The sequence below is a fragment of the Colwellia sp. 1_MG-2023 genome (assembly GCF_030546755.1).
Classification (GTDB): Bacteria; Pseudomonadota; Gammaproteobacteria; order Enterobacterales; family Alteromonadaceae; genus Thalassotalea_H.
In genome coordinates this window covers 1-25,574 of the sequence record NZ_JAUOPE010000016.1, presented here as the reverse complement: position 1 = coordinate 25,574, position 25,574 = coordinate 1, and the positions used below count along the sequence as shown (strand labels likewise).

Sequence of the window (25,574 nt, the reverse complement as noted above, 5' to 3'; positions counted from 1 at the left end):
AACTAGGCTTTGGGTAGACTGATTTGATTAATAAAAATGGTCATTGATTCTACACAAAAACCTATCGGAAATGTAGGGGAAATAACGGTTTTTTTAAATAAATTAACCGGATTATTAATCAGCTTTGCGCTAATTAAACGATTTATGAAAAAGTTGGTTACTGATTAAAACGATTGATTAATTATTTATCTGATTCTTGCGAGTATTTGTTAGCTTGTTGTTGCTGTTCTCTTTTGACCAATAAAAAAGTTAAATACATTTTAGTCGGCAGAGAAAATACTAAGCCAAACGCTATACATGCTGCGCTAATAATGATCCCTGTTACTCCTAAAGATTGCATATAATCACTATAATTATGAAAATATAACCCTAAAAGCAATAAGCATAATCCAAGAAATATTGAAGCTTTTAACCATTGAATTAACCGTTCTTCCGTCATCACATTTAACCCCGGAACTTTAACTTTGAAATTTTTCATCAAGCAAAATAATTATGATAAATAATTAATGTACTAACCTTGTTTTTTCATCATTAAACAATGCTAAAATGCCGCTAATTAACGTCATGTGCAAGCAAATTGATAAACAAGCAGTGTTTTGCAAAGCATAGACCTATCGTATAAATCTAAAAAGAGTCATTATGTCATTACAAGTTGAATTTAATAAACCTGAAATAAAAAGCGTTTTAGATTGGCAATTAATACAAGAAATCAATGTGTTAAATGAAGATAACATCATTGTTGCCAAGGCCGAAATTGAACTTATCACCTTAAATAAACATCGCGATGCGTTAAAAAGTTATGCGCTAATTGAAGAGCAAGAAGGCTCAACTGACTGGGAGTTACCTTTAAATTTATACTTTAAAGGACAAAATTTATCACCTGAGTTATGTGAAAAATTATCAGTAAAGTCAGATATTAAAAAAGCAAAAACTCACCTGTTACTAGAAGCGATCAGTGTGCTACCTGCTTATCGTAACCAAGGTGTAACTAAGCTTTTACTGTCAGAAATTGCCAAAGAGTACCCAAAAGTTCAATCAATCACGGCGTTAACCATGCCATTAAAGTTATTTATTGATGCAGAGCAATGTGAAGAAGAAGCAGTGAAAGCTTATTATCAACAACTTGAATTAGAAACAGATAAAACTACCAGTGAACAATTAGCTGAATTTTTTCATCATAATGGTTTTATTGAATATGAAGTTGATGAGGCTTTATTGCATGAACCGTTAACTTTCTCATTTTATATTACGACGCCAGAAAAACTGACCTGCTAAATAAAATTTTCATACAAAAAAGCCCTTGTTACCAAGGGCTTTGTCAAATTTCTTATTGAAAATCAAGCAAAATACTTAATCAACCAATTGATACTGCTCTTTTAAAATAGTGATAATTTCAGCTTTAGGATTATCTGACAGTACAATTTTTTCGCCAGTAATTTTCTCAGCGATCGCAATATAAGTTTTAGAAACAGCCATCATTACTGATTCTGGAAGTAGGTTATCACGAGCTAATGCTTCACGTTCAGCCATGCGATCTTTATTTAATAAAATGTCGGGATCTGGAAAGTGATTTAACAATAATTGGCGGAAACCTTCTTTAGAGTTTTCAACCACCTGACCATTGCGATATTGTTCGCCGTCCCAAATTCGTGAAGAATCTGGCGTGCCTACTTCATCCATATAAATAAGCTTATCGTTACCAGCTTTGTCTTTAACGTAACCAAACTCAAATTTTGTATCGACAAAGACTTGGTCTATTTTTGCTAAAGCGTCAGAGATTAAGTTGAATCCTTGAGTAAGCAGTTTCTCATATAAAGTAATGTCTTCGGTCGATTTAAAATTAAATGAGGCAAAATTTTCTTCAATATTTTTACGGGTGATATTGACATCATCAACAGCTGGAACGCCAGGGATCCCTTCTAAAATACCTTTAGTGGAAGGAGTTTGTAATAACTCAGGTAATTTTGAATCTTTTGTTAGGCCTTCCGGTAAAGAAATTCCGCAAAAGTCACGTTCCCCTTTACTATAAGCACGCCACATTGAACCAGTTATGTACTGGCGACAAATGGCTTCAATCATTACAGGTTTCGCTTTTTGAACGATCCACACAAACGGGTGTGGGATATCTAAAATATGACTATCAGCAAGGCCTTGCTCTTTAAATAATTTAAACCAGTGATTAGAAATAGCATTTAATGCGGCACCTTTACCGGGTACCCCTTTCATACCACCCTCACCTTGCCAAATACAATCAAACGCAGAAATTCTGTCACTGATCACCATAATGGCCAACGGCGTATCAGGAGAAACATCGTAATTTTTTTCTTGAATAAGACGTGCGCTGTCTTGGGCTGTTAACCAATAAACAGAACGTACTTTGCCACTGTGCACCGGTGCGTCAGTACGAATTGGTAAATCATTATTTACCGCTAAAACTTGATCTGCAAGACTCATGGAATTTCACCTTAAGTGTAAATGTAATTAACTGTAGCGAATAAAATCTTTTATAATTCTAAAATATTATTCGTTACAACTAACTCTACAATAAAAAATTTTAAAGTTGTTGATAATATTTTGCAGATAATTGAAACAAGAACAAGGAAAATACACGGAGCTTAATTTATTAAGTGAGTATTTTTGACGATGTTATTGTGAAATTAGCAATAAAATATTCCAACAAAAGAAAAAGGACGCGATAAAGCGTCCTTTTCACTAACTCTTTACTCAGCGATTATGCTAAAGAAGCTTGCGCTTTTTCAACTAATACAGAGAAAGCTGCTTTATCGTATACTGCGATGTCAGCTAGGATCTTACGATCGATTTCAATCGAAGCTTTTTTCAAGCCATTGATGAAACGGCTGTAAGATAAACCATTTTGACGAGCTGCTGCATTTATACGAGCAATCCAAAGTTGACGGAATTGACGTTTACGTTGACGACGGTCACGGTAAGCGTATTGTCCAGCTTTAGTTACAGCTTGAAAAGCAACGCGATATACGCGACTACGAGCACCGTAGTAACCTTTCGCTTGCTTTAGAACTTTTTTATGACGTGCGCGTGCTACAACACCGCGTTTTACTCTAGCCATTTTATATCTCTCCTATTAACCGTGACGTAAAAGTTTTTTAACTGACTTAATGTCAGAAGCGGCGATCATGCATTTAGCACGAAGATGACGCTTAACTTTAGTACGGCGCTTAGTCAAAATATGACGTAGACCCGCTTGTTTAAATTTGTAGCCATTAGCTGTCGGTTTAAAACGCTTAGCAGCGCCTTTGTTTGTTTTCATTTTAGGCATTGAAATTACTCCACATTGCCATTGAAATTTAGTAACTTAGGCGAAAACCATTCATCAAAAGAGTGAAATAAATTTTACTTTCAAGCCTAAAATTACCCGTTAAAAACAATATCGGTGAGTGAGTTTCTGTGAAGAAGCTAACTACTTGCATTTACCGAATATTGATTATTTTTTTGGTGCTAAAACCATCACCATTTGTCGTCCTTCCGCTCTACGAGGGAAAAACTCAACTACTGTTAATTCTTCTAAATCGGTTTTAACGCGATTCAAAAGATCTAAGCCGAGTTCTTGGTGGGCCATTTCGCGACCACGGAAGCGTAAAGTTACTTTAACTTTATCGCCATCCTCTAAAAAGCGTTTCAAGCTACGTAATTTCACTTGATAATCGCCTTCATCTGTACCAGGACGGAATTTTATTTCCTTAACCTGTATTTGTTTCTGCTTTTTACGCTGTTCTTTCTGTTCTTTGGCTTTTTCATACAAGAATTTACCGTAATCCATCACTCTAAGAACTGGAGGTTTAGCCGTAGGGCTAATTTCAACAAGATCTACACCAGCTTCATCCGCTTGGTCCATAGCCTCATCTAATGTAACTATGCCACCTGGCTCGCCGTCAAACTTAATTAAACGAACTTCATTGCCTGGAATACCTGTGATTAACTCATTTAAACGATGTGCTGGCTCTTTCTGCCCGCCACGTTGTCCACCTTTAATAGCCATGTTCCTCCAAAGAACTTTGTTCCAACGTTATCTATTCATTATTATTAGATGTTGGATTAATAAAAATAATACCGGCGTTATTTTACTACTATTCTTGATTAAGTACGAGAATTAACTTCGTCACTTAATTTAGCAATAAAGTCATCCACCGACATTTTACCTAAATCTTCACCACCACGCGTTCGAACTGCAATTTCACCAGATTCCATTTCTTGGTCACCAACGACTAACAAATACGGAACACGCTTTAATGTGTGCTCGCGGATTTTAAAGCCTATTTTCTCATTTCTCAAGTCTAGTTTTGCTCTAAAGCCATTTTCTTTTAGTTTTTTTACAACTTTTTGACAATATTCGCTCTGTTTATCGGTAATATTCATCAATGTGACTTGAATCGGCGATAACCACGTAGGAAATTTACCTGTGTACTCTTCGATTAAAATGCCAATAAAACGTTCTAATGAACCTAAAATAGCACGATGGATCATCACAGGAGTATAACGATCGTTATCTTCACCAACATAAGTTGCGCCTAAACGCTCTGGTAAAGCAAAATCTAATTGAACCGTACCACATTGCCAAGCTCGGCCTAAACAATCCATTAAGGTAAATTCAATTTTAGGACCGTAGAACGCGCCTTCTCCCGGTAAATATTCAAATTTGATATCGGCATCAGTTAACGCTTGTGCTAAGCCGGCTTCTGCTTTATCCCAAATTTCATCACTACCGATACGATTTTCTGGACGCGTTGATAATTTAACAACGATGTCTTCAAAACCAAATGATCCGTATACGTCATATACCATTTCAATACATTTTGTGACTTCGGCTTGAACCTGTGATTCCATACAGAAAATATGCGCGTCATCTTGGGTAAACCCACGAACACGCATTAAACCATGTAAAGAACCCGATGGTTCATTACGGTGACAACAACCAAATTCAGCGATACGTAACGGTAAATCACGGTACGATTTCAATCCTTGGTTAAATATTTGCACGTGACCAGGACAGTTCATTGGTTTGATGGCGTATTCACGCTTTTCAGATTCAGTGGTGAACATACCATCGGCATATTTATCCCAGTGACCTGATTTTTCCCACAAACTTCTGTCCATCATCATTGGCGCTTTTACTTCGTCGTAATCATATTCATGAAGTTTTTCACGTACGAATTTTTCCAATTCTGTGTAAATTGTCCAACCATCATTGTGCCAAAACACCATGCCTGGTGCTTCTTCTTGCCAATGAAATAAATCTAATGTTTTACCAATTTTACGGTGATCACGTTTTTCAGCTTCAGCTAAACGAACAATATAAGCTTTAAGTTGCTTTTTATCTGCCCATGCTGTGCCGTAAATACGTTGCAGCATTTTATTATCAGAATCACCACGCCAGTACGCACCAGCCACTTTCATTAATTTAAAATGATGACAATGACGCATGCTTGGTACATGCGGACCACGACACATATCGATATATTCTTGATGATGATATAAAGCCGGAGTATCTGTTTTCTCAATATTTTGATCAAGAATTTCCAATTTATAGGTTTCGCCACGCTCAGTGAAAGCGTCATAAGCATCTTGCCAAGACCCTGTTTTCTTAACAACTTCATAACCCGTACGCGCAAGTTCCGTCATACGTTTTTCAAGTTTAGCTAAGTCATCTTCAGTAATTGATTCGTCAAGGTCAACATCGTAGTAGAATCCATTATCGATTGTAGGACCAATAGCCATTTTTACGTTCGGGTATAATTGCTTAATCGCATGCCCTAATAAATGTGCACAAGAGTGACGAATGATCTCAAGACCTTCACTGTCTTTACTGGTGATCAATTGTAAGCTAGCGTCTTGGGTGATTAATTCACACGCGTCAACAAGATTGCCATCAATTCGACCAGCGATTGTCGCTTTTGCTAAACCGGGGCCAATATCAAGGGCAACGTCCATTACAGAAACTGCATTTTCAAAAGATCGTTGAGAACCATCAGGGAGAGTAATTACAGGCATGACTTTTCCTTTTCAGTGGCGACACACACGAAGCGCCGCTTGATTTTTGTTAAAATAAAATAATGATAAAATTCTGTAGATTATATTCTGAGTACATTAAATACGACTAGAACAAATCAAGCTCGGCAATATAGGGGAATTTACTATGATTTGCAATGACTAGAGGCAATATGTTCTCTATGTATTCTTATTTATATCAATGGTGCACCAATAATTGCACTTCTTAATTTTAATACGAGTTATTTTGACAAAAATATGATAACCTATTTCGATCAACAGCCCCTAAAATAATATTAAGATGTATTTAAGAATGATTTTTCAGTAGTTTTGGCTAATTTGGTGAAAATAACTGAAATTTTTCATCAAGGTTTGATCTGATCATAAGTTGGGCTTGTTCGGGCTTTTGCCATTCAATTGCTAAAAACTCATTTACTAACGCGTCAACATCAAGATAGTCAACCGCCGCCATAAATATATCGCAGGTCATTTGCTGATGGCCGCCAGCTTTATCATGAACAATACGAAGGCAAGTGCCCTGATAATTTTTGCGCAAATAATCATTTAACAAATCAACATTACCATAATCACTCTTTGACCAAGCACCTTCATAAATAGCCGTGGTTAAAATAACATTAGAAATTATAGACATAAAATATCAATCGTTATAACGTTAAATAAAATAGACTTATCACTATAAATCAAACAGTTCAAATAACAACATCAACAAATATTCTATTTATTCAAAAAAGATAGATCGTTACGTGTATTAATAGTTACGTCCATTGTTGACGTTGGTAGCTTTGAGTTCATTTTGCTCTTTATTTCAACATCGATAAAGCAATTGCCTCCGCGACTTTTATCCCATCGATACCTGCAGAAAGAATGCCACCTGCATAGCCAGCCCCTTCACCGGCAGGATATAAGCCTTTAACATTAAGACTTTCTAACGTTTCTTTATCACGAGTAATTTGAATGGGAGATGACGTACGCGTTTCCACGGCAGTAAGTGTTGCATCATTCATGGAAAAACCTTTAATTTTGCGATTAAATGCAGGTAAAGCTTCGCGAATAGCATCAATGGCATATTCAGGAAGGGTTTCACTTAAATCACAATATTTTACACCGGGTTTATAAGAAGGCTCTACATCACCATGCTCACCACTTTTTCTGCTGTTAAGAAAATCCCCAACTAATTGCACAGGGGCATCATAATTTTCGCCACCTAGTTTAAAGGCTTTTTCTTCTAAACGGCGTTGAAATTCAATTCCCGCTAAGACATTCTCAGCTTCAGACTCAGGATCTTCACTTCCGTAGGTAAAATCTTTGGGCTCAATTCCAACCACAATAGCGCTGTTAGCATTACGTTCATGACGGGAATATTGACTCATGCCATTAGTAACTAACCGCCCTTCTTCTGATGCTGCCGCAACAACCGTTCCCCCAGGGCACATACAAAAGCTGTATACCGAACGACCGTTTTTACAATGATGAACTAATTTATAGTCGGCAGCGCCTAAAATGGGATGCCCGGCATTTTTACCAAATCTGGCTTCATCAATCACAGATTGTTCGTGTTCGATTCGAAAGCCAACAGAAAAAGGTTTTGCTTTAACAAATACACCTTGTTCAACTAGCATTTTGAAAGTGTCGCGAGCGCTATGACCAATCGCTAACGCTAAATGTTTCGTATAAATCACTTCGCCAGTCGCTAAAGTAACACCTGTTACTTGTTTTTTATCACTTGAGCCATTAACAGGTGCCATATTTATGGTATCAACACGTTGTTCAAAGCGTATTTCACCGCCTAGTTCAATAATTTTAGCGCGCATTTGTTCCACCATAGTCACCAACTTAAAGGTTCCTATGTGTGGTTTGCTTACATATAAAATTTCTTCTGGTGCGCCGGCATCCACAAATTCATGCAACACTTTTCGGCTATAATGTTTTGGATCTTTTACTTGGCTATAGAGTTTTCCGTCTGAAAAGGTGCCAGCGCCTCCTTCACCAAATTGTACGTTTGATTCTGTATTGAGTATTTTTTTACGCCAAAAACCAAAGGTATCTTTGGTACGTTGCCTAACTTCTTTGCCGCGTTCTAACACGATAGGTTTAAAACCCATTTGAGCTAAAACCAAGCCAATAAATAAACCACAGGGGCCAAAACCAATCACTACAGGTCGCTCGGTTAATGTACTGGGTGCTTGACCAACAAAATGGTAACGCGTATCGGGACTTTCTTTAACTTGAGTATCTTTTTCAAAGGTTTGCAGTAATTCATCGTCCAGCGTAGTTTGCACGTCAAGCGTATAAATTAATTGTATTTGAGATTTTTGACGAGCGTCATAGCCACGTTTAAACACGGTAAATTCAACTAGTTGCTCAGCTTCGATCCCGAGTTTTTCAAGAATAGCTTGCTGTAATTGTTCAGGTTGGTGATTAAGATCTAGTTTAATATTGGTTAAACGCAACATAAGTGATGAATTCCGCACAAGGAAAAAGGGACAATTAAAATTTTCGCGTATTTTACCCGAACATCAGCCACAGTTAAATCAGAGTTTGAAATTGTCGATGATAAAGGTATGATCCAAGCAAAATTCAGGAACATCTAATTGACCTTCCTGAATGTATATCCGATGAAATATTCCTTAAAGTATCATACAAGAGATTAGCATGGCCTTTGTAGTAACAGACAATTGTATTAAATGTAAATATACCGATTGTGTCGCGGTATGCCCTGCGGATGCCTTTTATGAAGGTGAAAATTTTCTTGCCATTAATCCTGATGATTGTATTGACTGCGATCTCTGCCCAGTAGAATGTCCTGCAGAAGCTATTTATCAAGAAGATGAAGTACCAGAGGCGCAAAAAGAATTTATAGAATTAAATGCCGAACTCTCTAAAATTTGGCCAAGGATCACTGAAGTAAAAGCTCCCCCTAAAGATGCGGATAAATGGGATGGCGTACCAAACAAAATCAAACATTTGATCATTGAAAGCGATCAATAAACTCCTAGTCTTTTCATTGTTTCGTTTAAAACATTCACTGTAGTTTCACTATAGCGAAGTTTTACTATACTGATAACAATTGCGTCAAATTGCTTTCGCCTATAGGAGACAATAATGTGGTCGACAATAGAGCAACATATTCAAGGGGCTACCGAACAACCCTTTTCAATTTTACATAAAGAAATTGCTGTCGGTGGCGACATTAACTTATGTTTTTGGGTGAGTAATTATCAGCAAAAATATTTTGTCAAATTAAATGATAAAAGTCATTTAACCCATTTTGAATCAGAAGCATACGCATTAGAAAAAATTAAATCAGCGCATCAAATTAATTGTCCTGATGTTATTAGCGTGGGCACAACATTAAATAAAAGTTTTTTAGTGTTAAGTTACATCCCATTTGAAACACCAGATTCCCATGATTGGTATCATTTAGGTCAACAATTAGCCCAACTTCATAAAAACTCCTCTCATGGTCAATTTGGTTGGCAGCATGACAATTTTATCGGTGACACACTCCAACCTAATAAATGGCAAAGCAATTGGCGCACCTTTTTCGCTGAACAACGTATTGGTTGGCAATTACAGTTATTGCATGAGAAATCGATCAAACTGGGTAATATCGATCATATTACCCAAGTGTGTCATGACGCATTATTACATCATCAAGTAACACCTTGCTTGGTTCATGGTGATTTATGGCAAGGAAATATCGGTTTTACTGATCACAAGCCGGTCATTTTTGATCCCGCTTGTTACTATGGTGATAGAGAAGTAGACATTGCCATGACAGAACTTTTTGGCTTGTTACCCGATGATTTTTATCAAGGTTATCACGTTGAATTTCCACTACCACCAAATTATGAGCAAAGAAAATTGGTTTATAATTTTTATCATATTCTTAACCACGCCAATTTATTTGGTGGCATATATATCGAACAATCTAAAGCGGTTTTATCCAGAATATTATCGATTCATTAGTCATAAAAGATAAAGCTAATTGATTTCATTATATTTTATATTGCAGTGAGCAAATCACGATAAAACTAAGATTATTTTCCTTATAGAATCGCATCAATATATTCGCACTTTGGCTAAAATTGATCATACTTAATATACCGTATGATGAACTTAGATATCTAGGAGGCAACATGCCCCAAGATTGTGTTTTAGATAAAGTATCAGAACAAAGAATTTCTTGTCCTAGCTGTGGACATCATATTTTTATCACCATAGACCCGAGTGCGGGTGATCAAGATTATTATGACGAATGCCCCGCTTGCTGCAACGATATTCATTTAAACATGCATATTGACGAATACCGACAAAAGGTTCAACTGGCTGTGAATACCGATGATGAGCAAATATTTTAAGCGATTAATGAATCTAAATTAAACAAGCTGTTTCGTGGCCTATAGTTAGTTTATAACTTCATTCTTTCAATGGTAGTCACTATCGTCATGGTTTGTTGGTCAAGTTCAATATTTACTTCATCTTGGAGTGACAGCGAGGCTAGGTTTGTTCTCGCTAATGTTTCAGGGATCAAATGAACGGCAAAAACGCCTTTTGAAAATTCACCTACCGTTAAGCTAATACCATTAATAGTAATAAAACCTTTAGGTAAAATGTATTTGTGCCATTGTGGGTCAAGTGTAAACAACATACAGCAATTTGTGTCTGTTTGTTTTCTCTCCACTAACCTCGCTTTTGTATGAACATGACCACTTACTATATGGCCGCCAATTTCATCACCTACTTTTAAAGAACGCTCAACATTAACCATCATACCTGTGTGCAATTTTGCTAAATTGGATGTTGCTAACGTTTCATCAATCACGTCAAATGAAATAAAAGCATTGTGATGATTAATGTCGAACTTCACTACTGTTAAGCAAACACCATTAATGGCGATGCTTGCGCCAAGTGTTAAGTTATCTACAAAAGTTTCGTGAAGTTTAATAATGAGATGCAAAAAATTATTTTGATATTTTGCCGAATAAACTTCAGCTTGAGATTGCACAATGCCAGTAAACATATATCATCCAATAGTCATTAAGAATTTTAATTCTAACAAAGCTGAATTAGTGAATACCAGAGCGTCATGCAATTAAATAGTTTTATCACCAATACCAAAAGGTTAATGAAATTAGCCTATCCGATATTAATCGCGCAACTGATCCAAAATTTAATGGGATTTGCCGACACAGTGATGGCTGGCCGAGTCAGTTCAACCGATATGGCTGCGGTTGCTGTTGCAAGTAGTATTTGGTTACCGCTGATTTTAACGATTTATGGCTTGATAATGGCGCTTGCTGCCATTGTTTCTCAGCTTGCAGGTGCCAATAAGTTTGAACAAGTCGCCAATGAGACCTATCAAACCGCTTGGATTGCGTTAACCTTAGGTGTCGCCTTAATTGTTTTATATGTGTTGATCTCACCTGTGGTGATAGAGCATGTCTCTTTAGAAACTAATCTTAAAACCCTAATGTTTGATTACCTAGGTTATATCATATGGGGCGGGCCTGGTTTTTGTTTGTATCTTGTACTACGTAATTATTCTGAAGGATTATCTTTTACTAAGCCGACTATGATCATCAGTATCATAGGTTTAATTATTAATATTCCGGCAAATTACATCTTTATTTATGGCGAATTTGGTATGCCTGCTTTAGGTGGTGCTGGTTGTGGTATTGCTACTGCAATAGTTTACTGGGTAATGTTTTTATCCATGTTAGTGTATTGTTATTTCTCTAAACATTTACAACACGCGCCACTTTTTAAAAGATTTTATTGGCCACAATGGTCAGCAATAAAAAATATCTTATCAATCGGTCTCCCCATTGCTATGTCACTTTTATTTGAAGTAAGTTTATTCTGCGCTGTGGCAATTATCCTTGCTCCATTTGGCGCTGATGTGGTAGCTAGTCATCAAATAGCAATCAACTTTTCCGGATTAGTCTTTATGGTGCCATTAAGTTTAGCAATGGCGGTGACCATACAAGTAGGTTTTGCGGTCGGTGATGGCGACCATGAAAAAGCGAAAGAAATTTGCCGTTATTCGGTTGTTTTAGGTTTAGTAATTGCCATTGTTACAGCCGCTTTAAGTTTAGGTTTTCGACATGAAATTGCGGCAATATATACCCATGAAATTCCCGTAATTGAATTAGCAGCGAGCTTAATGTTTCTTGCCGCGTTATTTCAATTTTCTGATGCCATTCAAGTAATTTCAGCCGGAGCATTACGCGGCTATAAAGATACCAAGTCGATTCTTTATATTACTTTTCTGTCTTATTGGGGCGTAGGATTATCGATTGGACTTATTTTAGGATTAACTAATTGGATTATCGAACCCATTGGTCCATACGGCTTTTGGATTGGTTTTATCTCAGGCTTAACAACGGCCGCTATATTTTTAGCATGGCGGTTAAAAGTGATCCAGAAGCGCTTTGACCAAGCATTAATGGTAGGCTAAGCGTTAATTTTGTTGGATTAATAATCAAACGCACGAAAATTAAAGTGAAATAGTGAAAATTGCTTGCAACTCATATTTCAGATCGCTAACATAGCGCCCGTTGATTCATTCAACACTGCTAAAAGTTATACGTCCGTAGCTCAGTTGGTTAGAGCGCATCCTTGACATGGATGAGGTCGGTGATTCGAATTCACTCGGACGTACCATTTTATACTTCCCAATTTTAAAATTCTTCTTGTTAATCATTTAAAGCTAAATACTTAGCTTGGCTTAATAGCATCTTTTATTGCCTAGCTTAGATCAAAAAAGGCGCTAACTATTAGCACCTTGATTAATCTTTGGATAACTAGATAGAATTTAACGTAACACTATAAATTCGTGAGTTTTTCTGCATCATCTAATTCTGATTCAAGTCGTTTCGCTTCATCGGCTCTAGGCTTAGTAAATCGTGCTAAAGCTAAATAAAGCACAGGTGTTAAATAAAGCGTAAATACCACCGCAATACCTAAGCCACCAAAAACAACCCAACCAATCGCATTACGTGCTTCTGCACCGGCACCACTTGATAAAATAAGCGGTAATGAGCCTAATAAGGTTGATAATAATGTCATGGTTATTGGTCGTAACCTTATACTCGCCGCCTCTTCTACCGCTTTTCGAACGCTATAGCCTTGGTCACGTAATTGATCGGCAAATTCAACTAATAAAATTGCATTTTTTGCCAATAAACCAATTAACATCACTAAACCAATTTGTGAATAAATATTGATTGATGTCCCGGTTAAAAACAACGCAAATAAAGCAGCAGCGATACCAAACGGTACGGTAGACATAACAACCACAGCACTATTCATACTTTCAAATTGTGCAGCCAACACTAATAAAACAATCACAAAGGCAAGCACATACGTTAAGGTGACATCTCGAGCGGTTTCTTCAAACGTTAAAGCTTCACCTAAGAAGATCAAACCTATATTACTTGGTAGGTTTGCTTCCCCTAAACTACGTAGTTTTTCTACCACTTGTTGTAAGGGGATATCTTTAGGTAATTCCATTTCCATCTCAATAGCACGACGCTGTGCTTGGCGTTGTAACTCTGCAGCAACACCTTCTTCAGAAATATTAGCCAAACTTGATAAAGGTACTAAAGTGCCGTTACTTGAACCTACATATAAATTCGCTAAATCAGTGGGATCTTTAATTTGCTGACTCTGCGCTTGTAAAATAATAGGGATAGCCTGATCACCGACATTTAAATCAGCAATATCATCACCGTTAATCGCAACTCGTAAAGTAGAGGAGATATCTGACAATGGCACACCCAATTCTTTGGCACGACGTCGGTCAATATTTACCCTTAATTGTGGTTGACTTGGTTGATAAGAAATTCGTGGTAAACCAAGCTCAGGTAATTCTTTTTGGATAATTTTAGAGAAACTTTGTGCGGCAATAAAAATTTCATCATAGTCTTGCCCCGTTAAGGCAAATTCAAGACCGCCACCTTGACCACGTAAATTAAGACTGTTAGAACCAAAAGCACGTGCAGGAGCACCTGGAATTTTTGATAACGGCCCACGAATTTCTTCAATAATTTCTTGTTGAGAACGCGAACGTTCATCCCAATTTTTTAGTGGAACCGTGACAAAGGCAATATTAGGATCCCATTGCCCCACCACAGTATAAATAGAATCAATATTCCCGCCTTGTACATAAGGCAATAAAATTTCTTCCATTTTATGGGCTTGACGATCCATAAAATTTAATCCAACACCATCGGGACCTCGGGCAAAAATACGAATACTACCTCTGTCTTCAGAAGGCATTAATTCATTGTCTAAATAACTATATAGACTGATAGCGGATAAGGCGGCCACTAAACTTGCGATAAAAACAAACCAAGCTTTATTTAGTGCAAAATGTAAAGAGCGCTGATACCAGCCTAAAACTACATTACCGAAACTAGCCAAGCGATTGTGATTATTTGCTTTTACAGGTAAACGAGCGGTAATTGCCGGTACTAAAGACAATGCAACAAACGAAGAAATAATCACCGAAATAGCCAGTACACCACCAAACTCTCTAAATAATCGCCCAGCGGTAGAAGGTAAAAAGGCAATAGGAACAAAAACAGCTACAAGTACCGCGGTTGTCGCAACCACAGCAAAGAATACTTCTCGGGTACCAATAACGGCTGAGGCTCTTGCACCTAATCCTAAACTACGTCGACGCTGAATATTTTCAGTAACAACAATGGCATCGTCAACGATCAAACCTGTTGCAAGCACTAAAGCAAGTAAAGTTAATATATTGATTGAAAAACCCATTAACCATATTGCGGCTAATGCACCAATCAGTGATACTGGAATTGATAGCGCAGGCACAATCGTCGCTCTTCCTGAGCCAATAAATAACCATAACGTTGCGATAACTAAGATGATAGTTAATAGCAATGAAGTGATCACTTCTTGAACTGAACCACGAATAAACTCAGCATCATCAGAAGTCACTTGCATTTGCAAATCAGGGAAACGATGCTCAACCTGTTTAACTAATGCGAGTACTTCGTCAGAAATTTCAATGGTATTGGAGCGCGCTTGCCGAATGACGCCTAAGCCTATTACCGGTCTACCATCTAGTCGCACCATACTATTTGCATCAGCAGGACCAAAAAATACCGTGGCAACATCACCGATACGAGTATTATTGCGAATGATAATATCAGCTACTTCTTCCGCAGAGATAGAAGTAGCATCGGCGCGGACAATCAGCTGCTGATCAGTTGATTTCATACTACCGGCAGGCACATCAAACGGGGCTTGTCGCAGTGCTGCTGCAACATCAGTTATCGATAAATTAAAACTAGTTAGACGAAGTGGGTCTAGTAGCACTCTTAGTACCCTTTCTCTGTCACCATTTAAACGTACATCGGCAACTCCAGGTATACTTAAAAACAAGGGCGCTAAATCAGTTTCAACTCTTTCAGTTAAACTTTCTAAATCTAATGTCGTACTTGAAACTGCAATACTGACGACTGATTGCGCGTCATTATCCGCTTTGATAATAGCCAAACGTTCAACAGTATCGGGCAATTCACGTTGAACTCGACTCACTGATTCACGAATTTCATTGGCAGCATCATCTAAATTAATACCGGGTCGAAACTCAACACGTACTCGTGCATTGCCTTCTTCACTGTTAGCATTAATTGATTTAACACCACTCACACGTGCAACGGCGCCTTCAAGCTTGCTAGTCACTTCGGTATCAACCGTTTCTGGTGATCCGCCTGGAAAATTAGCTGTCACCGAAACGATGGGACGATCAACATCAGGTAACTCACGTACTTCAATGGCATTAAACGCCGCTAAGCCAGCAATAATGATAAGTAAATTTAAAACAACAATTAACACTGGCCGACGAATAGATAACGACGGTAAATCATTTTGAATTAAAGGTTGACTCATAAACTTTCACCTTTTGACATGACTGCATTAACGGCCTGACCTTCCCGCAAACTTTGTACACCTTCAATAATCAAATGATCGTTTGCATTTAACTCACCTAACAATAATAAGCGGCCCGTTAAACGTTGTTGAATTTGAACATCAACCTTTTTAGCTTTGCCTTCTACTGCTAACCACACATAGGCACTAGTGGCACCCCACATTAAGGCTGCTTCAGGTACTACGGCATAAGCTTCGCCATACATTTGCATGATCACTCGAAAACTCATACCAGGACGGTATAAATCATTTTTATTATCTAAAAGCGCTCTGACTCGAATACTTCGGTTAGTAAGGTTAATTCTTGAATCTACTTCTATTATTTGTGCACTAATTCGCGATCCTCGAGCTTGCCAAGGCTCCAATTCAACCGTAGATTTACCTTGTAACATTGGTAGCGCGGCTTCTGGTGCATCAAAGTTAATAAGTAATCTTTCACGGTTATCAATAGTGGTGATAGGCGTTTGTAACCCAATTCGATCTCCTGGTTCAACATCAGTCAACCCCACCACACCAGAAAATGGCGCTCTTACCTCTCTATCTTCTAATTCGGTTTTTACTTCAACTAATTGTACTTTTAATAAGTCACGAGCAGTTATCGCATCATCAAGAGCACTTTGAGCAATCGCTTCTTTTTGACGGCTTTCAATTAAACGTTTAACGGTACGTTCTGCATCAGCCAATTGAATAGTGACACGTTCTAACGCGACTTTTTGACGACGTGAATCTAAACGTAATAACACTTCACGCTCTTTAACAAATTGTCCGGGTACAAAATTAATCTCAGTAACTTTGTCAGCTACTGCTGGATAAAGTACAACGGACCGAATAGCTTCTGCTGTTCCAACGGCTTCTACACGGCTGGTTTTATTTTCAAAACTAATGGGCAAAGTGATAACATTCGCTGCGCTTTTTTCGCCTGATGATTGCGCAGAAACTTGGCTTACGGTGAAAAAGACAAACAGCCATAATGAATACCAAAACAACTTCATTCTATATCCTTTAACTAATTGAACAGATTTATTAAGTCTAAAAGTTAAATATACTGTTTATCGAATTAAAAAGTTGAATATTTTATATAAATTACGATGAACCGCAGGGAATTAACGCTAAGTTGCCGATACTAAGATTCTGCGTATTACAAATAGTTATAATCCGCAATGTTTACTCAATAAACCTTAATGGTAGGTTGTGATCAGATTGTGTACTTTAGAATAATACCCATTAACTGAAAAATAGCGCATCTACCCTTTACTATTGATAAAAAACAGTTGTTTAGCTTTCAACTTACCTTGATAATGTTTTCAATTGATGAGCAAGAAAATAGGCAGCAAATTGACTAGTAACCAACCAACGATTCTTTGGCACGATTATGAAACGTGGGGGATCTCTCCTAAGCTAGATAAGCCCTCTCAATTTGCAGGCATTCGTACTGACTTAGATTTAAACATCATTGGTGAGCCTGAGATGTTTTATTGTCAGCCGCCACAAGATTACCTCCCGAATCCTGAAGCGTGTTTAGTCACGGGTATTACCCCACAAAAAGCGTTAGCCGAAGGTTTAACTGAAGCCGCATTTGCTGATCGTATTCATTCGCTATTTTCACAACCTAATACCTGTGTCGCCGGTTACAATAATATTCGTTTTGATGATGAGGTAACGCGATATCTGCTCTATCGTAATTTCTATGATCCTTACGCTCGAGAATGGCAAAATGGTAACAGTCGCTGGGATATAATCGACCTAGTAAGAGCTTGTTATGCTTTACGCCCCGACGGAATTAATTGGCCAACCGTTGAACGTGACGGAGAAGAAGTCGTCAGTTTTCGACTAGAATTACTTACCGCAGCCAATGATATCAGTCATGAGTCTGCTCATGATGCGATGAGCGATGTTTACGCGACTATTGCTATGGCGAAACTGATCAAAGAAAAACAACCAAAACTATATGATTTTATTTTTAATTTAAAAAATAAAAAACAAGTAGCTGAGTTACTCGATGTTTATAACATGACACCTGTGGTACATACCTCGAGCAAAATATCTTCAGTTCATGGCTGTACAAGTTGGTTTTCACCGGTAGCCTATCATCCAGTTAATAAAAATGCGGTGATTTGTGTCGACTTAGCACAAGATCCTTCGCCATTATTTAATTTAACTGCTGCAGAAATTAAATCACGTTTATATACGCGCCATGATGAATTAGCCGAGGATGAAAGCCCTATTCCGCTAAAACTGATTCATATTAATAAATGCCCTATTGTTGCACCAGCTAAAACGCTTTTGCCTGAAAATGCTGAACGGTTGGCGATCCCGCGTGAGAGATGTTTAGCCAATTTAAAGTTACTGAAAGAGCACCTCGAAATAAGAGAAAAATTAGCAGAAGTTTTTGCCGCGGATGATTTTTCCGATGAAGACATTGATGCGGAACAAGCCTTATATGGCGGGAATTTTTTCTCTCATGCTGATAAAGCGCAAATGGAAATATTGCATCAATTACCGCCAGAGCAACTATCTAGCCACCCGTTTACCTTTCAAGATGAACGATTACCAACATTATTATTTCGATATAGAGCAAGAAATTACCCGTTAACATTAACCAATGAAGAACAACAAAAATGGCAACAATATTGCCAAAATAAAATTCAATTTGGCGGTAAAGGTTTATTAAGTGCTGATGAGTTTATGATTAAAATTGAAAACTTAGTGCATGAACATGAAAACAATCAAAGTAAAATGGCGGTGTTAAAAGCCTTGTATCAATATATACAAGGCTAAAAATGGCTTAAATTAGTCCCTAATTCAAGCCAAAAGTTAGGCCATAAGTTAAGTCATAGAATAACCTTAATATAATATTAATCGTGGTTACTTGGATTTGGCGCTTTAAAACGCGCAATCAAACTTGATGTATCCCAACGATTTCCGCCCATGGCTTGTACTTCTTCATAGTAGCCATCAAGCTGTTTGGTAATCGTTAATTCTGCACCAATTTTCTCTGCTTCTTCGAATGCCATTCCGAGATCTTTTCTTAACCAATCAACCGCAAAACCAAAATCAAATTCACGCGCACACATAGTTTTACCGCGATTATCCATTTGCCAAGATCCTGCTGCCCCTTTGCTAATCGTTTCTAATAATTTAGAGGTATCTAAACCTGCTTTTTGGGCAAAATTTAGCCCTTCTGCCAAGCCTTGAACGGTATTAACAAAACAAATTTGATTCACCATTTTCGCTAACTGGCCAGAGCCCACTTCGCCCATTAATTGACTAAACTGTGCGTAAGCTGCCATAACCGGTTGCACTTTTTCAAATATAGCTTGTTCGCCGCCACACATCACTGTTAAAACACCGTTTTCAGCGCCTGCTTGGCCACCAGATACCGGCGCATCAATAAAATGAAGACCTTGTTCTTGTGTTTTTCCCTCTAACTCTCGCGCTAATTCAGCCGAGGCTGTGGTGTGATCCACTAAAATGGCATCGGTTGATAAACCTGACAAAACGCCATCTTCACCAAGAACAACACTTCGCACATCATGATCATTACCAACACAAGTAAAAACTATGTCACAACCTTTTGCGGCTATGCTCGGAGTTTCAGCCGCACGACCGCCAAACTCTTCAACCCATTGTTGCGCTTTTTCTTTGGTACGGTTATAAACACAAACATCAAAACCCGCCTTGGCTAAATGCCCTGCCATTGGGTATCCCATTACACCTAAACCAATAAAGGCGACTTTTTTCATTGTTTACTCCTAATAAAATGCGTAATTGATATTCTACGTAAATTCAGTATATAACTGTAGTGTCTAATAAATATTATCTTGAAAAAAAAGAGAAAAACAATTACATTGTGCACAATATAATTGTGAGCAATTCAGGATAACAAATGACAACTAACCATCAAAATCAACGTTTCTATCAATTTTCTGCCAAAGACCATTCAGGCGAAGAAGTATCAATGGAACACTTTAAAGATAAAGTAGTTTTAATTGTTAATACGGCAAGTGCTTGTGGGTTTACTCCACAATATGAAGGTTTACAAAAACTATATACGGATTATAAAGACCGTGGTTTAGCAATTTTAGCTTTTCCATGTAATCAATTTAAACAACAAGAAAAAGGCAGTGATAGTGAAATTAAGAATTTCTGCGATTTGAACTTTAATATTAGTTTTAACTTGTTCAGTAAAATTGAGGTGAATGGTGAACAAGCGCATCCTTTATATAATTATTTAAAACAAACAGCTCCCGGTATCTTAGGTACCACAGGGATAAAGTGGAATTTCACTAAGTTTTTAGTGAATAAAAATGGTGATGTGATCAAACGATTTGCGCCTATTACCAAGCCTGAAGCACTTGTTGCTGATATCGAGAAATTATTATAAGTGTTCCCTAACCATGAATGAGCAGTTACATATTGAAAACCAACTATGTTTTCGATTATATAAACTAAATAAATCAATTACTAAACTCTATGCACCGCTCTTAAAAGAGGCTGGCTTAACCTATCCACAGTATTTAGTTATGTTGGTTTTATGGCAAGATGAAAAAGCCAAAACAATTAAAGATATTGGTGCGATATTAGAATTAGACTCAGGAACCTTATCCCCATTATTAAAGCGCATGGAAAAACTAGATTTAATCAAACGTACCAGAAGTACTCTTGATGAGCGCTCTGTTGCTATCGAGTTAACCGCTCACGGTAAAGAAATTAAAAACAAAGCTAAATTTATTCCAGCAAAGTTATTTATGCTTACCGGCTTAACAAAAGTCGAATTAACACAATTACAACAAGATTTAGATGAATTATTAAGCAATACTAATCAGCATTTAAAGTGATAAAATCTCTTTTATAATAGTCATAACATTTTAGGTGTTGATACCAGTTTTCTGTGTTTTTTTATTCAATACTAGCTTCATCAATTTCATCCCGCTTAAATTAAACCAAGTAAATAATAAAAAACGTCTAAAAAAACGCCTTTAAATCGTTTATAAACATCACATATTACAGAGAGTTAAAAATTTATAGATTAGTTCTTACCTGAACTTTTATTTTTAGAATATTTTTGTATAAAAAACACTCAATTATTCACCTAAACTTAATTCACTGATCTGACGCAAAGTTAATTAGATCAGTTTGCTATGAGGAAAATATCTATGAGTGCAATTTGGATTAATCACGCAAACCGTATCGCAGAGTTTATGAACGCAAATAATGAACTTCAAGCCCATTTGTATCTGGAGCAATTAATGCTCTTTCCTGTCGATGTTCAAGATAAAATTATCGAAGATATTAGCCAGTTAACCCATTGTAATTGTGATGGCATTGCAAACATAATCGGTCACTATACAATTTTCGAACTCAAGTAACGCAAATAATGCTAAAAACTACGCTGACAATTGTTGTTGGCGTAGTTTATTTATTTCATCGCGAACCGCCGCCGCTTGTTCAAACTCTAGATTTTGAGCATGATCAAACATGATTTTTTCTAATTGAGTGACTTTCTTATCTATCTCGGCTACTGACAAGACTTGGTATTTAGCATCAGGCTCTGCCGCACGATTTTTATTGCGAACAAGCGCTTCTTCTGGTCGATGACCTACGTCCATCACATCATTAATTTTACGAGTAACACCTTTTGGCGTAATATTATTTTCTTCATTGTAGCTCTGTTGTTTCAAGCGACGTCTTTCTGTTTCATCAATCGCCTTTTTCATTGAGCCTGTGATCCTGTCGGCATATAAAATGGCGCGACCGTTGATATTACGAGCAGCACGCCCTATTGTTTGAATAAGAGAACGTTCTGAGCGTAAAAAGCCTTCTTTGTCTGCATCTAAAATGGCTACTAATGAAACTTCAGGCATGTCAAGACCTTCACGTAATAAGTTAATGCCGACTAAGACATCGAAATGCCCTAAACGAAAATCTCTAATAATTTCAACTCGTTCAACAGTATCGATATCAGAATGTAAATAACGTGATTTAACATTATGTTCATCTAAATAATCAGCTAAATCTTCCGACATACGCTTTGTTAAAGTAGTTGCGATTACACGCTCGCCAATCGCCACACGCTTATTAATTTCAGACAGTAAGTCATCAACTTGGGTTTCAACGGGACGAACTTCGATAATCGGATCTAATAAGCCTGTTGGTCTCACCACTTGTTCGGCAATTTCGCCTGCAGACTTTTCTAACTCATAATTACTGGGAGTTGCAGATACATAAATAGTTTGTGGTGCAAGAGATTCAAACTCTTCAAATTTCATCGGCCTATTATCTAGTGCTGAAGGTAATCTGAAACCATATTCCACTAAATTTTCTTTACGTGATCTATCACCTTTATACATAGCACCTATTTGCGGAACGGTGACATGTGACTCATCAATAATGAGTAAACCATCATCGGGTAAATAATCAAATAATGTTGGTGGCGCTTCGCCGGGTGCTCGGCCCGATAAATATCGAGAATAGTTTTCAATGCCTGAGCAATAACCAAGTTCAGTCATCATTTCAATATCAAATTGCGTACGTTGCACAACACGTTGTTCTTCCACTAACTTATTTAATTCTTTTAATTGGGTCGAACGGTCTTTTAATTCTATTTTAATATTTTCAACCGCGGCTAAAATTTTCTCGCGGGGGGTCGCATAATGCGTTTTAGGATAAACGGTTACTCGCGCTAATGAGCGTTCTACCTGTCCAGTTAAAGGGTCAAATTGACTAATACGTTCAATTTCTTCATCAAATAATTCAACGCGCAAAGCAAGCCTGTCTGATTCCGCCGGAAATATATCAATAACATCACCTCGCACTCGGTAGGTAGCGCGAGCAAAAGCAACATCATTTCGGGTGTACTGTAATTCGGCTAAACGGCGAAGAATATCACGCTGATTAATAATGTCGCCTTGTCTTAAATGCAACATCATCTTTAAATAAGAATCAGGATCACCTAAACCATAGATGGCAGAAACGGAGGCGATAATGATGACATCTTTTCGTTCAAGTAACGCTTTGGTAGCCGATAAACGCATTTGCTCGATATGTTCATTGATAGACGCATCTTTTTCAATAAAAGTGTCAGTGGTTGGCACATAGGCTTCTGGTTGGTAATAATCATAATAAGAGACAAAATATTCAACGGCATTATCAGGAAAGAACTCTTTCATTTCACCATAAAGCTGCGCAGCCAATGTTTTATTAGGGGCTAACATCATGGTGGGTCGGTTTAACTTCTCAATAACATTCGCCACAGTAAAGGTTTTACCTGAGCCTGTAACCCCCAATAACGTTTGATGTGCTAAGCCGGCCTCTATGCCATCCATAAGTTTGTTGATGGCAGTTGGCTGGTCGCCACTTGGGGTATAATCAGAAACTAATTTCATGTCTTTCATGATGTAGAAACCTTTACGTCCAATTCAGTTAATTGAAACTGTTTGGCAAATAAACGATATGAGATCAGCGCCATCACCATATTTCCTAAAACCCCACCAATGAAAAAGCCTGTAATACCATAGAGTTCACTCCCTAAATAAGCGAGAGGCACATAACATACAAATAACCGAACGATACTCAGCCATAAAGCGGTCATAGGTTTGTGCAAAGCGTTAAATGATGAGTTGGTTAAAATAATAATCCCTTGTAAACCATAACCAAGCGGTAAAATATAAATAAATAATGTGATGATTTTAGCAACAGATTGTTCTTTAGAAAAAGCATCTGCTATCCACGGCGCAATTAACACTAATAATGCATAAATAATAACTTGCCATATCAAGACAAACTTCACCGAAGTTAAGTAGCCTTCTTTAACCCGTTGCATGTTACCTGCTCCAAGGTTTTGACTAATAAACGGGGGTAATGTCATCGACATCGCTAAAACAACTAAACAAGCGATAGACTCAATACGTGAACCTACGCCAAACGCTGCTACAGCTGACTCACCATAAGTGGCTGCAATAGCGGTTAAAACAGCGGCTGCAATGGGCGTTAGCATATTTGCTCCTGCTGCTGGTAACCCTATATGTAATATCGCTTTACTTGATTGAGCAAAAGTTTTGATAAAAATTAATGATGTATGAATTAATTGTCTTTTAACACCAACAATGTATAACACAAATGCAGTGCCAACTAACCAAGAAACTAGTGTCGCAATAGCCGCGCCTTTAATCCCCATGGCTTCTATAGGGCCAAAACCAAAGATAAAAATAGGATCTAATATCGCATTAATTATTCCGCCAACCCCCATGACAATACTAGGCGTTTTAGTATCACCACTGGCACGAAGAATCGAATTTCCCAGCATTGGGCCAATTAGAAATATACTGCCTAAAAACCAATAGTCAGTATAGTCTCGAATAATAGGTAATAACGCTTCGCTCGCCCCAAGCAAAGTAAATATTTCATCGCTATATAGATAAGAACTAAACGACAATAAGCCTACAACGATTGCCCCTAAGATAAGCGCAGAAGTACCCGAACATTTTGCAAATTTATGATCACCTTTTCCTAAAGATCTAGCTATCACAGCCGATGTACCAATGCCTAAGCCAATCGTTAGACTGATAACAGTGAAGGTAATAGGAAAAGTAAAACTTATCGCCGCTAATGGCTGAGTGCCCAGTAAGCCAACAAAAAAAGTATCAACCAAATTAAATGTCATTAATAAAATCATGCCGTAGATCATTGGAATGGTCATTTGTTTGAGTGTTTGGCCAACCGGATCTACTAATAAATCAATTTGATGGTTATTTTTTTTATTTGTCATAGTCGATAAGTTATTTTAAGCGTAGCGGTACAAAAGCGAGACTTATTGTAAAAGATACTTACTAGACTCGCTATTGAAATATTTAATTTCGTATCCTGTTGAGTTTTTTATTGATTAATGAAGGTTAATTTTTTATTTCAAATAGAAATATTGGCCATTCAAGTCAAAATAATTCACATAAATTGTTAATAATTTTCGCTTGAACAAAAAACGCTCACCAATGTTTATTTTATAAACTTACTTACCTATAGCGCATGTTTTTAGAGGGCTACAAAGCATCAAACAAAAAATATCTTTTTATGAGTGATTGCTTGAACAACGCTATATTACGTTTTATTACACTTTCACTAACATAGTTATCCACAGAAAAAGTGGATAACTAAATAAAAATATTTAATTACAATTAATTGAATAAGGAACATACAAGAAGCGATGTTATTAACACCAGCTTGAACGTAAAATAAGCAAACGAACAATTAAATGATTTTTTTCTAAATTTTGTGTTGACAGCTCGGCTAGGTGCTATTAATATTCCGCCCCGTTAACGAGTTGCAAACAAATTAATGTTTCAGCACAGTTATTCCTCAATAGCTCAGTTGGTAGAGCAACGGACTGTTAATCCGTTTGTCCCTGGTTCAAGTCCAGGTTGAGGAGCCACATTATATAAGTAATGGTTCTATAACGGTTACTTTAACTTCGTAATAAACAGAAGTTTAAAAAGTTTATTCCTCAATAGCTCAGTTGGTAGAGCAACGGACTGTTAATCCGTTTGTCCCTGGTTCAAGTCCAGGTTGAGGAG

At 37.4% G+C, this 25,574-nt stretch carries 23 protein-coding genes and 3 tRNA genes; 12 read left to right on the top strand and 14 right to left on the bottom strand.

Annotation, left to right across the window (positions count from 1 at the left end; translation table 11 throughout):
• Positions 1-181: 181 nt before the first annotated feature.
• Positions 182-439, bottom strand: coding sequence for a hypothetical protein (locus Q4493_RS15785; protein WP_303454841.1), 258 nt, complete (start codon positions 437-439; stop codon positions 182-184).
• A gap of 200 nt (positions 440-639) precedes the next feature.
• On the opposite strand from Q4493_RS15785, the gene Q4493_RS15780 reads away from it, so the two are divergent.
• Positions 640-1,275 carry a hypothetical protein gene (locus tag Q4493_RS15780; RefSeq protein ID WP_303454669.1) on the top strand — a complete coding sequence of 212 codons (636 nt, stop codon included), beginning with the start codon at positions 640-642 and terminating at the stop codon, positions 1,273-1,275.
• Positions 1,276-1,350: 75 nt separating this feature from the next.
• On the opposite strand, the gene Q4493_RS15775 is transcribed toward Q4493_RS15780, so the two are convergent.
• From Q4493_RS15775 to Q4493_RS15745, 7 genes are all read right to left on the bottom strand, one after another.
• Complete coding sequence (locus tag Q4493_RS15775) at positions 1,351-2,454, bottom strand: phosphoribosylaminoimidazolesuccinocarboxamide synthase (protein WP_303454666.1); 1,104 nt, start codon at positions 2,452-2,454, stop codon at positions 1,351-1,353.
• Positions 2,455-2,731: 277 nt separating this feature from the next.
• Positions 2,732-3,088: a 50S ribosomal protein L20 gene (gene rplT / locus Q4493_RS15770; RefSeq protein ID WP_184422580.1), complete on the bottom strand. Its 357-nt coding sequence runs from the start codon at positions 3,086-3,088 to the stop codon at positions 2,732-2,734.
• Between the two features lie 15 nt (positions 3,089-3,103).
• Positions 3,104-3,298 (bottom strand): 50S ribosomal protein L35, encoded by a 195-nt coding sequence (gene rpmI / locus Q4493_RS15765; RefSeq protein WP_303454659.1) that lies wholly within the window; start codon positions 3,296-3,298, stop codon positions 3,104-3,106.
• Between the two features lie 165 nt (positions 3,299-3,463).
• Positions 3,464-4,018 (bottom strand): translation initiation factor IF-3, encoded by a 555-nt coding sequence (gene infC / locus Q4493_RS15760; protein ID WP_303454656.1) that lies wholly within the window; start codon positions 4,016-4,018, stop codon positions 3,464-3,466.
• Positions 4,019-4,116: 98 nt separating this feature from the next.
• On the bottom strand, positions 4,117-6,027 hold the full coding sequence (gene thrS, locus Q4493_RS15755) for a threonine--tRNA ligase (RefSeq protein WP_303454654.1): 1,911 nt from the start codon (positions 6,025-6,027) through the stop codon (positions 4,117-4,119).
• Positions 6,028-6,358: 331 nt separating this feature from the next.
• Positions 6,359-6,676 carry a hypothetical protein gene (locus Q4493_RS15750; RefSeq protein WP_303454651.1) on the bottom strand — a complete coding sequence of 106 codons (318 nt, stop codon included), beginning with the start codon at positions 6,674-6,676 and terminating at the stop codon, positions 6,359-6,361.
• 169 nt (positions 6,677-6,845) lie between these two features.
• The gene (locus Q4493_RS15745; protein ID WP_303454649.1) at positions 6,846-8,498 is read right to left on the bottom strand and encodes an NAD(P)/FAD-dependent oxidoreductase; all 1,653 of its coding nucleotides are present in this window, start codon (positions 8,496-8,498) and stop codon (positions 6,846-6,848) included.
• A 199-nt stretch (positions 8,499-8,697) separates the two neighbouring features.
• Between Q4493_RS15745 and fdxA the strand changes: the two genes are divergently transcribed.
• The 3 genes from fdxA to Q4493_RS15730 all read left to right on the top strand — a co-directional run bounded on the left by fdxA (position 8,698) and on the right by Q4493_RS15730 (position 10,406).
• A complete protein-coding gene (gene fdxA, locus Q4493_RS15740) occupies positions 8,698-9,033 on the top strand; it encodes a ferredoxin FdxA (RefSeq protein WP_303454648.1) in 336 nt (111 codons plus the stop codon).
• A gap of 114 nt (positions 9,034-9,147) precedes the next feature.
• On the top strand, positions 9,148-10,014 hold the full coding sequence (locus Q4493_RS15735) for a fructosamine kinase family protein (RefSeq protein ID WP_303454646.1): 867 nt from the start codon (positions 9,148-9,150) through the stop codon (positions 10,012-10,014).
• A 170-nt stretch (positions 10,015-10,184) separates the two neighbouring features.
• Positions 10,185-10,406, top strand: coding sequence for a CPXCG motif-containing cysteine-rich protein (locus Q4493_RS15730; protein WP_303454644.1), 222 nt, complete (start codon positions 10,185-10,187; stop codon positions 10,404-10,406).
• Positions 10,407-10,456: 50 nt separating this feature from the next.
• Here Q4493_RS15730 and Q4493_RS15725 read toward each other — a convergent pair whose 3' ends face one another.
• Positions 10,457-11,068, bottom strand: coding sequence for a riboflavin synthase subunit alpha (locus tag Q4493_RS15725; RefSeq protein ID WP_303454641.1), 612 nt, complete (start codon positions 11,066-11,068; stop codon positions 10,457-10,459).
• Between the two features lie 66 nt (positions 11,069-11,134).
• Here Q4493_RS15725 and Q4493_RS15720 point away from each other — a divergent pair, with 66 nt between their 5' ends.
• Both Q4493_RS15720 and Q4493_RS15715 read left to right on the top strand, forming a co-directional pair.
• The gene (locus Q4493_RS15720) at positions 11,135-12,505 is read left to right on the top strand and encodes an MATE family efflux transporter (RefSeq protein ID WP_303454638.1); all 1,371 of its coding nucleotides are present in this window, start codon (positions 11,135-11,137) and stop codon (positions 12,503-12,505) included.
• Positions 12,506-12,634: 129 nt separating this feature from the next.
• Positions 12,635-12,711 (top strand) — tRNA-Val (locus Q4493_RS15715).
• Between the two features lie 162 nt (positions 12,712-12,873).
• Here Q4493_RS15715 and Q4493_RS15710 read toward each other — a convergent pair.
• Positions 12,874-15,969: an efflux RND transporter permease subunit gene (locus Q4493_RS15710; RefSeq protein ID WP_303454635.1), complete on the bottom strand. Its 3,096-nt coding sequence runs from the start codon at positions 15,967-15,969 to the stop codon at positions 12,874-12,876.
• The gene (locus tag Q4493_RS15705) at positions 15,966-17,000 is read right to left on the bottom strand and encodes an efflux RND transporter periplasmic adaptor subunit (protein ID WP_303454633.1); all 1,035 of its coding nucleotides are present in this window, start codon (positions 16,998-17,000) and stop codon (positions 15,966-15,968) included. Before Q4493_RS15705 ends, Q4493_RS15710 begins: the two co-directional genes overlap by 4 nt.
• 319 nt (positions 17,001-17,319) lie before the next feature.
• Here Q4493_RS15705 and sbcB point away from each other — a divergent pair, with 319 nt between their 5' ends.
• Positions 17,320-18,786, top strand: a complete 1,467-nt coding sequence (gene sbcB, locus Q4493_RS15700; protein ID WP_303454630.1) for an exodeoxyribonuclease I — start codon at positions 17,320-17,322, stop codon at positions 18,784-18,786.
• Between the two features lie 77 nt (positions 18,787-18,863).
• Here the strand turns inward: sbcB and Q4493_RS15695 are convergent, their stop codons facing one another.
• Positions 18,864-19,751 (bottom strand): NAD(P)-dependent oxidoreductase, encoded by an 888-nt coding sequence (locus Q4493_RS15695; protein ID WP_303454627.1) that lies wholly within the window; start codon positions 19,749-19,751, stop codon positions 18,864-18,866.
• A 143-nt stretch (positions 19,752-19,894) separates the two neighbouring features.
• On the opposite strand from Q4493_RS15695, the gene Q4493_RS15690 reads away from it, so the two are divergent.
• The 3 genes from Q4493_RS15690 to Q4493_RS15680 all read left to right on the top strand — a co-directional run bounded on the left by Q4493_RS15690 (position 19,895) and on the right by Q4493_RS15680 (position 21,377).
• Positions 19,895-20,392 (top strand): glutathione peroxidase, encoded by a 498-nt coding sequence (locus Q4493_RS15690; protein ID WP_303454624.1) that lies wholly within the window; start codon positions 19,895-19,897, stop codon positions 20,390-20,392.
• A gap of 13 nt (positions 20,393-20,405) precedes the next feature.
• Complete coding sequence (locus Q4493_RS15685; RefSeq protein ID WP_303454620.1) at positions 20,406-20,846, top strand: MarR family winged helix-turn-helix transcriptional regulator; 441 nt, start codon at positions 20,406-20,408, stop codon at positions 20,844-20,846.
• A 318-nt stretch (positions 20,847-21,164) separates the two neighbouring features.
• Positions 21,165-21,377 carry a hypothetical protein gene (locus tag Q4493_RS15680; protein ID WP_303454617.1) on the top strand — a complete coding sequence of 71 codons (213 nt, stop codon included), beginning with the start codon at positions 21,165-21,167 and terminating at the stop codon, positions 21,375-21,377.
• Positions 21,378-21,395: 18 nt separating this feature from the next.
• Here the strand turns inward: Q4493_RS15680 and uvrB are convergent, their stop codons facing one another.
• A complete protein-coding gene (gene uvrB, locus Q4493_RS15675) occupies positions 21,396-23,402 on the bottom strand; it encodes an excinuclease ABC subunit UvrB (RefSeq protein WP_303454615.1) in 2,007 nt (668 codons plus the stop codon).
• Positions 23,399-24,775: an MATE family efflux transporter gene (locus tag Q4493_RS15670; RefSeq protein ID WP_303454612.1), complete on the bottom strand. Its 1,377-nt coding sequence runs from the start codon at positions 24,773-24,775 to the stop codon at positions 23,399-23,401. Before Q4493_RS15670 ends, uvrB begins: the two co-directional genes overlap by 4 nt.
• 581 nt (positions 24,776-25,356) lie before the next feature.
• Here Q4493_RS15670 and Q4493_RS15665 point away from each other — a divergent pair.
• A tRNA-Asn gene (locus Q4493_RS15665) sits at positions 25,357-25,432 on the top strand.
• A gap of 69 nt (positions 25,433-25,501) precedes the next feature.
• Positions 25,502-25,574, top strand: a tRNA-Asn gene (locus Q4493_RS15660).

Coding starts and splice junctions, on each gene's coding strand:
- Q4493_RS15725 (WP_303454641.1), bottom strand. CDS start 11,068: ATGTTTACTGGCATTGTGCAATCTCAAGCTGAAGTTTATTCGGCAAAA.
- Q4493_RS15685 (WP_303454620.1), top strand. CDS start 20,406: ATGAATGAGCAGTTACATATTGAAAACCAACTATGTTTTCGATTATAT.
- Q4493_RS15785 (WP_303454841.1), bottom strand. CDS start 439: ATGACGGAAGAACGGTTAATTCAATGGTTAAAAGCTTCAATATTTCTT.
- Q4493_RS15735 (WP_303454646.1), top strand. CDS start 9,148: ATGTGGTCGACAATAGAGCAACATATTCAAGGGGCTACCGAACAACCC.
- Q4493_RS15705 (WP_303454633.1), bottom strand. CDS start 17,000: ATGAAGTTGTTTTGGTATTCATTATGGCTGTTTGTCTTTTTCACCGTA.
- uvrB (WP_303454615.1), bottom strand. CDS start 23,402: ATGAAAGACATGAAATTAGTTTCTGATTATACCCCAAGTGGCGACCAG.
- rpmI (WP_303454659.1), bottom strand. CDS start 3,298: ATGCCTAAAATGAAAACAAACAAAGGCGCTGCTAAGCGTTTTAAACCG.
- Q4493_RS15670 (WP_303454612.1), bottom strand. CDS start 24,775: ATGACAAATAAAAAAAATAACCATCAAATTGATTTATTAGTAGATCCG.
- fdxA (WP_303454648.1), top strand. CDS start 8,698: ATGGCCTTTGTAGTAACAGACAATTGTATTAAATGTAAATATACCGAT.
- Q4493_RS15745 (WP_303454649.1), bottom strand. CDS start 8,498: ATGTTGCGTTTAACCAATATTAAACTAGATCTTAATCACCAACCTGAA.
- Q4493_RS15775 (WP_303454666.1), bottom strand. CDS start 2,454: ATGAGTCTTGCAGATCAAGTTTTAGCGGTAAATAATGATTTACCAATT.
- thrS (WP_303454654.1), bottom strand. CDS start 6,027: ATGCCTGTAATTACTCTCCCTGATGGTTCTCAACGATCTTTTGAAAAT.
- Q4493_RS15780 (WP_303454669.1), top strand. CDS start 640: ATGTCATTACAAGTTGAATTTAATAAACCTGAAATAAAAAGCGTTTTA.
- Q4493_RS15720 (WP_303454638.1), top strand. CDS start 11,135: ATGCAATTAAATAGTTTTATCACCAATACCAAAAGGTTAATGAAATTA.
- Q4493_RS15730 (WP_303454644.1), top strand. CDS start 10,185: ATGCCCCAAGATTGTGTTTTAGATAAAGTATCAGAACAAAGAATTTCT.
- Q4493_RS15750 (WP_303454651.1), bottom strand. CDS start 6,676: ATGTCTATAATTTCTAATGTTATTTTAACCACGGCTATTTATGAAGGT.
- Q4493_RS15695 (WP_303454627.1), bottom strand. CDS start 19,751: ATGAAAAAAGTCGCCTTTATTGGTTTAGGTGTAATGGGATACCCAATG.
- Q4493_RS15690 (WP_303454624.1), top strand. CDS start 19,895: ATGACAACTAACCATCAAAATCAACGTTTCTATCAATTTTCTGCCAAA.
- infC (WP_303454656.1), bottom strand. CDS start 4,018: ATGGCTATTAAAGGTGGACAACGTGGCGGGCAGAAAGAGCCAGCACAT.
- sbcB (WP_303454630.1), top strand. CDS start 17,320: ATGAGCAAGAAAATAGGCAGCAAATTGACTAGTAACCAACCAACGATT.
- rplT (WP_184422580.1), bottom strand. CDS start 3,088: ATGGCTAGAGTAAAACGCGGTGTTGTAGCACGCGCACGTCATAAAAAA.
- Q4493_RS15680 (WP_303454617.1), top strand. CDS start 21,165: ATGAGTGCAATTTGGATTAATCACGCAAACCGTATCGCAGAGTTTATG.
- Q4493_RS15710 (WP_303454635.1), bottom strand. CDS start 15,969: ATGAGTCAACCTTTAATTCAAAATGATTTACCGTCGTTATCTATTCGT.